We start from the raw sequence: 393 nt of genomic DNA on the forward strand, positions 1-393 counted from the left end.
CCGCATTGGCGCGGCTGTCGCCGAGCTCCAGCTCGCGCAGCGCCTTGTCCGCCTGCGTGCCCGACCAGACGTCGCGTATCACCGGCTCGGCCAGGAACAGCTGGTAATAGATGTCGACCAGCTCTGAAAACGCGCTTTTGAAGCCTTCGGCATCACCGACGTCCTTCAGCGCCGCCGAAATACAGGCCTGGCTTTCCGCCGTGTAGCGCTCGGCCAGCGCCCAGACGATCGCCCGCTTGTCCGGAAAGAACTGGTAGAGCGAGCCGATCGAAACCCCCGCCCTTTCCGCCACCTCTCCCATGCGCATGGCATCGCTGCCTTGCTCGGCAATCAGTGCCGAGGCGGCGGCCAGCATTCGCTCCACGCGCTCGCGGCTGCGTTACTGCGTCGGTG

General features: G+C 65.9%; 1 pseudogene. It reads right to left on the reverse strand.

The features are described from left to right. Nucleotides 1–393 (reverse strand): annotated as a pseudogene (locus EN861_RS34385) (TetR/AcrR family transcriptional regulator); the annotation flags it as partial.

Source organism: Mesorhizobium sp. M8A.F.Ca.ET.218.01.1.1 (genome assembly GCF_004791165.1).
GTDB lineage: Bacteria > Pseudomonadota > Alphaproteobacteria > Rhizobiales > Rhizobiaceae > Mesorhizobium.